The sequence below is a fragment of the Roseomonas sp. USHLN139 genome, assembly GCF_037145735.1.
Taxonomy (GTDB): domain Bacteria; phylum Pseudomonadota; class Alphaproteobacteria; order Acetobacterales; family Acetobacteraceae; genus Pseudoroseomonas.
The window spans coordinates 25,983-35,489 of the sequence record NZ_JBBCWY010000020.1; the positions used below are offsets into that span (position 1 = coordinate 25,983).

At 69.6% G+C, this 9,507-nt stretch carries 11 protein-coding genes; 9 read left to right on the plus strand and 2 right to left on the minus strand.

The window, feature by feature from the left end; translation table 11 throughout:
• The first annotated feature begins 89 nt into the window (after positions 1-89).
• From WFI16_RS26195 to WFI16_RS26230, 8 genes are all read left to right on the plus strand, one after another.
• Positions 90-410: a hypothetical protein gene (locus WFI16_RS26195; RefSeq protein WP_419900801.1), complete on the plus strand. Its 321-nt coding sequence runs from the start codon at positions 90-92 to the stop codon at positions 408-410.
• Positions 332-1,180 carry a HupE/UreJ family protein gene (locus WFI16_RS26200; RefSeq protein WP_419900802.1) on the plus strand — a complete coding sequence of 283 codons (849 nt, stop codon included), beginning with the start codon at positions 332-334 and terminating at the stop codon, positions 1,178-1,180. Before WFI16_RS26195 ends, WFI16_RS26200 begins: the two co-directional genes overlap by 79 nt.
• A gap of 15 nt (positions 1,181-1,195) precedes the next feature.
• Positions 1,196-2,008 carry a hypothetical protein gene (locus tag WFI16_RS26205; RefSeq protein WP_419900803.1) on the plus strand — a complete coding sequence of 271 codons (813 nt, stop codon included), beginning with the start codon at positions 1,196-1,198 and terminating at the stop codon, positions 2,006-2,008.
• Positions 2,009-2,045: 37 nt separating this feature from the next.
• Positions 2,046-2,480, plus strand: a complete 435-nt coding sequence (locus WFI16_RS26210; protein WP_419900804.1) for a YqaA family protein — start codon at positions 2,046-2,048, stop codon at positions 2,478-2,480.
• 153 nt (positions 2,481-2,633) lie between these two features.
• A complete protein-coding gene (locus WFI16_RS26215; RefSeq protein ID WP_419900805.1) occupies positions 2,634-3,461 on the plus strand; it encodes a sulfurtransferase/chromate resistance protein in 828 nt (275 codons plus the stop codon).
• On the plus strand, positions 3,458-4,837 hold the full coding sequence (gene chrA, locus WFI16_RS26220) for a chromate efflux transporter (protein WP_419900806.1): 1,380 nt from the start codon (positions 3,458-3,460) through the stop codon (positions 4,835-4,837). The genes WFI16_RS26215 and chrA overlap by 4 nt, the downstream gene beginning before the upstream one ends.
• Before the next feature lie 77 nt (positions 4,838-4,914).
• A complete protein-coding gene (locus WFI16_RS26225) occupies positions 4,915-5,556 on the plus strand; it encodes a hypothetical protein (RefSeq protein WP_419900807.1) in 642 nt (213 codons plus the stop codon).
• Positions 5,557-5,665: 109 nt separating this feature from the next.
• Positions 5,666-6,886, plus strand: a complete 1,221-nt coding sequence (locus WFI16_RS26230) for an MFS transporter (protein WP_419900808.1) — start codon at positions 5,666-5,668, stop codon at positions 6,884-6,886.
• Positions 6,887-7,007: 121 nt separating this feature from the next.
• Here the strand turns inward: WFI16_RS26230 and WFI16_RS26235 are convergent, their stop codons facing one another.
• Together WFI16_RS26235 and WFI16_RS26240 are read right to left on the minus strand one after the other, a co-directional pair.
• Positions 7,008-8,132: a nickel/cobalt efflux transporter gene (locus WFI16_RS26235; RefSeq protein WP_419900809.1), complete on the minus strand. Its 1,125-nt coding sequence runs from the start codon at positions 8,130-8,132 to the stop codon at positions 7,008-7,010.
• A 10-nt stretch (positions 8,133-8,142) separates the two neighbouring features.
• Complete coding sequence (locus tag WFI16_RS26240; protein ID WP_419900810.1) at positions 8,143-8,421, minus strand: metal/formaldehyde-sensitive transcriptional repressor; 279 nt, start codon at positions 8,419-8,421, stop codon at positions 8,143-8,145.
• 311 nt (positions 8,422-8,732) lie between these two features.
• On the opposite strand from WFI16_RS26240, the gene WFI16_RS26245 reads away from it, so the two are divergent.
• Positions 8,733-9,317 carry a cupredoxin domain-containing protein gene (locus WFI16_RS26245; RefSeq protein WP_419900811.1) on the plus strand — a complete coding sequence of 195 codons (585 nt, stop codon included), beginning with the start codon at positions 8,733-8,735 and terminating at the stop codon, positions 9,315-9,317.
• The last annotated feature ends 190 nt before the right edge of the window (positions 9,318-9,507 follow it).

Consider the following 9,507-nt stretch of genomic DNA (forward strand, 5'->3'; position numbering starts at 1 on the left):
CACTCCCCTGCGGTCGGGGGGCCGCTTGGTATTGGGGGATATTGCGGGTGACCGCCGTCGCCACGTGCAGGGCTGTCTGGAGGCTGGCGATGGCCTTCGTCATCGTCATCGGGATGGCGAGCCCGCTCTGGGACGGCGCGCGCCTGGCCGACGGCATGAGCTTCGGCGGGCTGGCCATGGCCGACCACGGCCACGTCCATGCCGCCGACCTGTACGGAACGCCCGGCGACCATCAGCCCTCGGCCCTGGCGCCGGTCGGCGCGGACCACGTCCACGAGGCGACCATCCCGGCGTCGGACGCAGTTCCCGCATCCGCGGAATGGCGGCAGCCATGGGCGCCGCCGCCCAGCGACGGCCTCACGGTGGCCGGGGTGTCCCCGCACGACAGGCCGCCGCGCCGCGCAAGCTGAGCAGCCTCATCGCCGCCTTCGTGCGGCTGGACCTCTCATGCTTTGGGCCTGAACCCGTGAACCTATCCACCTTGGGAGCCTGGCTCCCGCGGCACCTGCTTGGTGCCCTCATCCTGGCCGCCGCGCTGCTGGCGGGCGGCGAGGCCGCCGCCCACGCCGTCTCCGAAGGCGACCGCGGCTACATCCAGGAAATCACCGGGGTCAACATCATCCCGTTCGTCTACCTCGGCGCCAAGCACATGGTGACCGGATACGACCACATCCTGTTCCTGCTCGGCGTCATCTTCTTCCTGTACCGGCTGAAGCACATCGGCATCTACGTCAGCCTCTTCGCGCTCGGCCATTCTGTGACGATGCTGCTGGGCGTTTCCTTCAACGTCGGCATCAACAGCTACATCATCGACGCTATCATCGGCTTGTCCGTCGTCTACAAGGCGCTCGACAACATGGGCACCTTCCGCCGGTGGCTCGGCTTTCAGCCGAATACCAAGGCGGCCACGCTGCTCTTCGGCTTCTGCCACGGCTTCGGGCTGTCGACGAAGATCATCGAGTACAACATCTCCCCCGACGGGCTGCTGCCGAACCTGCTGGCCTTCAACGTCGGAGTGGAGATTGGGCAGCTCCTGGCCCTCGGCGCCATCCTCATCGCCATGACCTACTGGCGCCGGACCAGCAGCTTCCAGCGGCACGCCTATTTCGCCAACGTCGTCATGATGACCCTGGGCTTCATGCTCTTCGGCTACCAGGTCACCGGCTACTTCGTCGTCTGAGGAAGGAAAACCACCATGTACAACAACCAGATGCCCTCCCAGGACGACCTGCCTTCCTCGGAGCAGCTTCGCGTCTCGACGTTCTTCGCCGCGGGGGTCGCGGCCATCCTGCTGGTCTTCGTCGTGCTCCCGGCTGACTACGGCGTGGACCCCACGCGGGTCGGGCGACTGCTGGGCCTGACGGAGATGGGCGAGATCAAGACGCAGCTGGCCGAGGAGGCCGCCGCCGACGCGGCCGCACCGGCACCCGCACCTGCCGGAGTGAGCCTGGCGATGATCGACCAGCGTCTGGTCGCCATCGAGGAGCAGCTGGTTCGCCTGCAGCCGCTGGTGGCACTGGCTACCCCTCCCGGCCGTGCCCGGCCCGCACCAGAGGCCAATGCCGCGCCAGCGGGGCAGCCCGCGCCGTCCACGGCCCCAGCGCCGCAGAGTTCGGCACAGGCATCGGCTTCCGCCGCACCCGCGACGGCACCGGCCGCCGCGGCACAGCAGATGCCGCCGGGCCAGAGGAGCGACGAGGTCACCATCACGCTGCGTCCGAACCAGGGTCTCGAGGTGAAGATGCAGATGAAGGAGGGCGACCAAGTCAACTACGCCTGGAGAACGGAGGGTGGCCCGGTCAACTTCGACACCCATGGCGAGCCGCCCAACGCCGTCCGCGGTTTCTACCACGGTTACAAGACCGGCCGCGGCGTGAACGGTGATGAGGGGTCACTGCGGGCAGCCTTGGACGGCAGCCACGGCTGGTTCTGGCGCAACCGCTCGGGCCGGGAGGTCACCGTCACCCTGCGCACCACGGGCTACTACAGCAGCATCTCCCGCCCATGAGGGTGACTGACGAGGCGACGCAGCGGGTTCGCTGACGGTGGAGGCCGTCGCCGCCTATGGCGGGTTGTTCGTGGCGGCCCTGGCCGCCGCGACGATCCTGCCCATGCAGTCCGAGGCCGTGCTGGTGGGCCTGCTGCTGACCGGGAACTACGAGCCGGGTCTGCTCCTGCTGGTGGCCAGCCTCGGCAACGTGCTGGGGTCGGTGATCAACTGGCTGCTGGGCCGCTCGGTCGAGCGCTTCCGCGACCGCCGGTGGTTCCCGGTCAGGCCCGCCGCTCTGGCTTCGGCGCAGCGGTGGTACCAGCGCTGGGGACGGTGGTCGCTGCTGCTCAGTTGGCTGCCGGTTGTCGGTGACCCGCTGACGGTGGTGGCGGGGGTGATGCGCGAACCGTTCCCTGTGTTCCTGGCACTGGTCACGCTGGCCAAGGTGGGTCGCTACCTGGCCCTGGTGGCGGCCGCCCTCTGGACCTGAGGGCGCCCGCTTCAGTGGTGCAGCCCCCCGTCTTTGTTGACAGGTGCGGGTACCCTCAGCATCCTGTTCACCAAGGGGACTTTCGCGATCGCCCCTTGAGGCTTCGGCCGAAGCATCGCGTCCAACACTCCATGAGGATGGAGGGGGACGCCCATGCCTGCACCCGACACCATCACCACAACTCAACTTGCCCGGCTCGTAGGTCTGCCCGATGCCCCGGTCCTGCTCGACGTCAGGACCGAGGAGGACTACGTGGCGGATCCGCGCCTGCTCCCGGGCTCGATCCGCCGTGGCCATCGCGATGTCACCGCCTGGGCGCCCGAATACGTCGGGCGCCAGGCGGTGGTCGTCTGCCAGCGTGGCCTCAAGCTCAGCCACGGTGTTGCCGCCTGGCTGCGGCATGGCGGTGCCCGGGCCGAGGTGCTCGAGGGTGGCTTCGAGGCGTGGGCCGCCGAAAGCCAATTGCTGGTCCGCCCGGACCGCTTGCCGCCGCGCGACCCGCAGGGGCGCACCGTCTGGGTGACCCGGGCCCGGCCCAAGGTCGACCGGATCGCCTGCCCCTGGCTGATCCGGCGCTTCGTGGATCCGTCTGCCGCCTTCCTGTTCGTCGCGCCTTCCGAGGTCGGTGCCGTGGCCGAGCGCTTCGGTGCCGCACCGTTCGACGTCGACGGGGTGTTCTGGAGCCATCGTGGCGAGAACTGCACCTTCGACACCATGGTCGAGGAGTTCGGCCTGACCACGGAGCCGTTGGTGCGGCTGGCGGCGATTGTCCGCGGCGCCGACACCGACCGGCCCGACCTCGCGCCGCAATCTGCAGGGCTGCTCGCCGCCTCCCTGGGTCTGTCGCGGGTGCACCGGGACGACCTGGCCCAGCTAGCGGCGGGCATGAACCTGTACGACGCCTTCTACCGCTGGAGCCGCGATGCCGTGGCCGAGACGCACAACTGGCCCGCGGGCATCGCTGGGAGGGCTGCACCATGAGCGACGCCATCATAGAGCGGGCGTCCCCCACGCCTCAGCGCGTGCCGAGCGCGGAGGCTGCGCTGCCGTCCTTCGGGGAGGCATTCCGGGTTTGGCTGAAGATCGGCCTGCTCTCCTTCGGCGGCCCGGCGGGCCAGATTGCCCTGCTGCACCGGGAGGTCGTCGATGAGCGCCGCTGGGTGTCCGACGCCCGCTTCCTGCACGCGCTGAACTTCTGCACCCTGCTGCCCGGGCCAGAGGCGCAGCAGCTCGCGATCTATCTCGGCTGGCTGCTGCACGGCGTGCGCGGCGGCATGGCGGCAGGCGCGCTCTTTGTACTGCCGGGCATGGCCGTCATGCTCGGCCTCTCCATCCTCTACGCCACCCTGGGCGAGGTGCCCGCCGTTGCCGCCCTGTTCTTCGGCCTCAAGTGCGCCGTGCTGGTGCTGGTGGTCGAGGCGCTGCTGCGGGTGGCGCGGCGAGCGTTGAAGACCAACGCCGCCTGGACCCTGGCGGCAGCCGCGTTCGTGGCGCTCTACGCCTTCAGCGTGCCGTTCCCCGCCGTTGTGCTGGCGGCCGCGCTGGTGGGCTACTGCGTTCCCGCAGCCTTCAAGGGCGGCGGCCACGGCTCGGCCAAGGACGGCCCACCGGCGCTGCTGGATGCGGTGCTGGCGGCGGATCCTGGCCGTCCATCCCGGCTGGCGGCCAGTGCCTGGCGCGCGGGCTGGGTGGCCGTGGCGCTGTGGCTGCTGCCGGTGGCCATCCTCATGGCGGCAGGCGCCGGGGTGTTTGCCGACGTCGCCTGGTTCTTCTCGAAGATGGCCGTGGTCACCGTGGGCGGCGCCTACGCCGTGCTGGCCTATGTCGCCCAGCAGGCGGTGGAGCACTACGCCTGGCTCACCTCGGACCAGATGCTGGTGGGCCTCGGTCTGGCGGAGACCACGCCAGGACCTTTGATCCTGGTGCTCCAGTTCGTCGGCTTCCTGGCCGGGTTCGGCCAGGGTGGGCTGGCCTTGGGCATCATGGCCTCGGTGCTGACGGTCTGGATCACCTTCGCGCCCTGCTTCGCCTTCATCTTCCTCGGTGCGCCGTTCGTCGAGCGGCTGCACGCCAACCGCAAGCTCACCGGCGCCATGGCGGCCGTCACCGCGGCCGTGGTGGGGGTGATCGCGAATCTGGCGGTGTGGTTCGGCCTGCGGGTGCTGTTCGGCGACGTGCGGCAGGTGGAATTCGGGCCTGCGGCACTGGACCTGCCGCTGCTGGGCAGTCTGGATCCGCTCGCGCTGGGCCTTGCTGCGCTCGCCGCCGCCTGCCTGTTTGGCTTCAAACTGGGCCTGCTCAAGACCCTCGGCATCACCGCGGCCGTCGGGCTGGTGGCAAAGCTCGCCATCGGCTGACGCACCGGGGTTCGTGGCCCCGGCTAAGAAGGGAGAAGGCCATGCGTTCCTCATCCCCACTGGTCAGCAGGCGGTCCGTGCTCCTGGCCGGGGCGGGCCTGGCGCTGGCGGCCCGCCCGGCTGCCGCCGGGAGCGAGCCGCGGCGCCTCGACTTCGAGGATGCGGAGGTCGGCGCGCCGCCGCGGGGTTTCTCCTTCGCGCTCACCGGCAACGGTCCACCGGCCCGCTGGACCATCCTGGAGGACGCATCCTCCCCGGCAGGGTCGAAGGTGCTGGCCGAGGTCAGCAGGGATCGCACCGACAACCGGTTTCCGCTCGCCATCCTGGAGGGCGTGACCGCGCGCGACGTTGCCGTCTCGATGCGCTTCCGACCGGCCTCGGGCAGCGTCGACCAGGCGGCCGGGCTGGTGGTCCGCCTCCGCGACGCGCGGAACTACTACGTCGCCCGGGCGAACGCGCTGGAGAACAACGTCCGCCTCTACCGTGTCGTGGGCGGGCGCCGCATGCAGTTCGCGGGCGGGGACATCCGGGTGCCGCGCGACCGCTGGCAGACGCTGGGCCTGCGGGTCGAGGGCGACCGGCTGGCGGTCTCGCTCGACGGGCGTGAACTCTTCACCGCCGCGGACAAGACCTTCGCCGAGGCGGGGCGGGTCGGGCTGTGGACCAAGGCCGACAGCGTGACCCACTTCGACGCGTTCGAAGTCCAGCCGCTGCGCTGACCGTCCCCTGGCGCCGAGCCTGGCCACGAGAGGCGTTACAATGCCAGGAGCGGCAGGCTCGTCATCGAAGGCAGGGGACGCAACCCGCGATTGGCTGATCGGCCGCGTTATGGCCGCGCGCGGCCTGCAGGCCTTCGGCGACGGCTACGTCGCCATCCTGCTGCCGGTCCACCTCGTTCGGCTGGGCTACAGCCCGACAGAGGTAGGGTTGGTCGCCACCAGCACTCTCCTCGGGTCGGCGCTGCTGACGCTGGCCTTCGGCGCCGTCGGGCATCGCCTGCGCCTGCGCCAGGGGCTGCTCGCCGCCGCCCTGCTGATGGCGGCGACCGGCCTGGGGTTCGGCGTCCTCCGCGACTTCTGGCCGCTGCTGGTCGTGGCCTTCGTCGGGACCATCAACCCCTCGGGCGGCGACGTCAGCGTCTTCCTGCCCATGGAGCACACCGCCATCGCCCAGTCCGTGGAGGATCGGGAGCGCACGGATGTCTTCGCGCGCTACAGCTTCGTCGGGTCCATCGGGGCGGCAGTGGGAGCCTTGGCCATCGGCGCCCTCGACTGGCTCAAGCGGCTGCTACCCGGCGTCGACGTGGGCGGCGCCCTGTTCCTGCTCTACGGCGCGATCGGCCTGGCCACCCTGCTGATCTACACTGGCCTGCCGGAGGTGCGCTCCACCGACGCACCGCCGCAGGCGGCGCTGGGGCCTTCGCGCAGGCGGGTCTACGGTCTTGCCGCGCTGTTCTCGGTAGACGCTTTCGGCGGCGGCTTCATCGTGAACTCACTGCTCGCCCTGTGGCTGTTCGAACGCTTCGGCCTGTCCGTGGCGACGACGGGCGCGATCTTCTTCGTGACCGGCATCTGCGCCGCGCTGTCCTACTTCGTCGCCGCCCGGCTGGCGGCGCGTTTCGGGCTGATCAACACCATGGTGTTCACGCATCTGCCTTCCAGCGCTTTCCTGGTTCTGGCGGCCTTCGCGCCGACGCTCCCGGTCGCCGTTGTGCTGCTCGTGCTGCGTAGCCTGCTGTCCCAGATGGACGTGCCGACCCGGTCCTCCTACGTCATGGCGGTCGTCGAACCGGCGGAGCGGCCCGCCGCGGCAAGCGTCACCGCCGTACCGCGCAGCCTCGCGGCCTCGCTATCCCCTGCGCTGGCTGGGTGGATGCTGGCCACAAGCCCGTTCGGGTGGCCCCTCGTCTGCGCGGGCCTACTCAAGATCGTCTACGACCTCGCGCTGTTGCGCAGCTTCCGCTCCGTCCGTCCACCCGAGGAAGCAGAGTTGAATGGCGGGACAGCCGGTAAACCTGGCCAGGGTCCCGCGCCCGGCGAAGGACGCTGAGGGGCGGGGGGAGATTGCCTCTTCCGCCCATTGCCGGAGGCTGCCGCTCAAGCCCGTAGCGGCGGGACCTCGGCCGCTCTTGAGCCGCAGCGATGGGGAGCGGACCGAAGTCCGCTCTTCCCTAGAGGGTGCCGGGCGGCAGCGACGACCATCCGCTCCAGCCGATGTAAAGGCCGACCAGCAGGATGAGCGCCGCCGAGACGTAAGGCGCCCGCCGGGCGACACGGTCGAACAGGCCGGACCAGCGGCGTTCCGCGTGGCGCATGCCGATGGCCGCCGCCACGCCGACCGAGACCATCACCACGGCGAGGCCCACCGAGAAGCAGAGCACCAGGGTGGCGCCCAGGCTGAACTGCTGCAGCTGCAGGCAGAGCAGCAGGACAGTGATGGCCGCCGGGCAGGGAATGAGGCCGCCGGTCAGGCCGAACAGCACGACCTGCCAGGTGGTCACCTGCCGGTTGGCGAAACGGCGTCGGATGTCATTGGCGTGCGCCCGCTCGTGCGCATCCTGGAAGCCAGACGACGACACATCCAGCCCTTCGTGGCTGTGGTCATGCCCGTGGTCGTGCTCGTGGAACGCGACGTCATACTCGTGGGCGTGCCCGCCATGGGCGAGGCGCACGCGCGCGTCGAAGGCGTGCGGCTCCGGGATTTCCTCAAGGGATTCGAGGTAGCCTCCGCGGTCGGCAAAGGCGAAGGCCTGCCGGGCGCCGTCCGGGCGTAGTGTCTCCACCGTCACCTCGGTGGCCTTCCAGCCGTGGCCGCCTTCGAAGCGGACGCGCCAGCGCGGCGGGACGCCGTCCTCGAAGACCTCCAGCGCCATGACGCCGTGGCCGGTGTCAATGCGCCGGACCTCGTCGCCGTGGTTGTGGTGATGATGATGGTGGTCGTGGCTTGGATGCTGGTCACGCCAGGTGCGCCACATCATCCAGGCGGCGACGCCGACCACGATCACCGCCGAGGCGAGCTGGAAATACGGCTCGGAGGTCTCGACGTCGAAGCGGTCGGCGTAGTGCAGGCCGATCAGGGCGACGACCCAGACAACGAGCGTGTGGGACAGCGCGGCCGAGAGGCCGAGCAAGATCGCCTGCGGCACGCTGCCCCGGATGGCGACGATGAAGGCGGCCATCATGGTCTTGGAGTGCCCTGGCTCCAGCCCGTGCAAGGCGCCAAGCAGGATGGCGGAAGGGATGAACAGCCAGGCGTGGGAAGCGCCCTGCTGGAGCAGTTCGGAGAAGGAGCTCATGAGGCGGCCCTCACTTCAGGTAGGTGCGGACGAGGTCGAGCAGCTGCTCGGCGGCATCTTCGTCAAGGGCGCCGGGGTGCTTCTCCCGATCGACCAAGTGATGCAGGACGTGGTCCTCCACTACCTCGGCCATCAGCCCGGCCGTGGCGCCGCGCACAGCGGCGATGAGCTGCATCACCCGCTCGCAGCCCGCCTCGCTGTCCAGGGCGCGCTCGATCGCTTCGACCTGGCCCTTGATGCGCCGCACCCGGCTGAGCAGCTTCTGTTTCTCGTGGATGGTGTGGGTCACGGCCCCGAAATACCGTAGGGGGGTACCCTATTCAACACGAGTTGTTCGATGGCTGGCATACCGGCCGCCGTGACCGTCCAGGGCAACGGCCTGTATCAGTCAGACTCGTTCAGTTGCCTCCAGGTTTTCAGCGACCTGGCGGCGGCGGGCGTGGGCAGCCCCCCGAACGCGGCCCCTCCCTGCATCGCAGCCTGAAATATCTTGTCATACTCGGGCAATCTTCGGCTCGCACTTGGCCACCATCCTGACCCCGTCACATCGAGCGTGGGCCTTGCCTTTCCCGCGCCTGCACAGATCGGGGAAGCCCAGAAATGCGTCTTGTCACCTCCGTCGCGGCCGCCGCCCTGGCCCTCCTCGCCGCGGCCCAGCCTGCCGCCGCAGACGCGGCCTACGAGGCGTTCGGCACCCGTGGCCGAGCCCAGGATGTCAAGCGGACGATCGACATCGTCATGCGGGACAACAGCTACCAGCCGCAGCGCATCCAGGTCCGCGCTGGCGAAACCGTCCGCTTCCGCGTGCGCAACGCGGGCGAGCTGCTGCACGAGTTCAACATCGGCACCGCCGCCATGCACCAGCAGCACCAGCGCGAGATGCAGGCCATGTTCGAGAGCGGCATGATGTCTGCCACCAGCAAGGACGCCATGGCGGGCATGGACCACTCCAAGATGCCCGGCATGAACCACGGCGCCATGGGTCACGGTGGCATGAGCCACGGTAGCATGAACCATGGGTCGGCACCGATGCGCCACGACGATCCGAACGCGGTCCTGGTCGATCCCGGCAAGACCGAGGAGATGGTCTTCAAGTTCACCAAGGCCACCACGCTGGAGTTCGCCTGCAACATCCCGGGTCACTACGAGTCCGGCATGGTGGGCAGCGTCACCTTCTCGCGCTGACCGCTGGGACACGCCGCGTGCGTCGCGGCCAAGGAATGGAACGATGACAAGCAACAAGCTGAGCAGGCGGCAGGCGCTGGGCCTCGGGGTCGCCGCCCTGGCGTTCCCGGCCGCGCCCGCAGCCCTGGCCCAGCCCGCCGTCGGCCGGGCTATGCCGCGCGAGTTCAACCTGACCCTGTCCCACGTGACC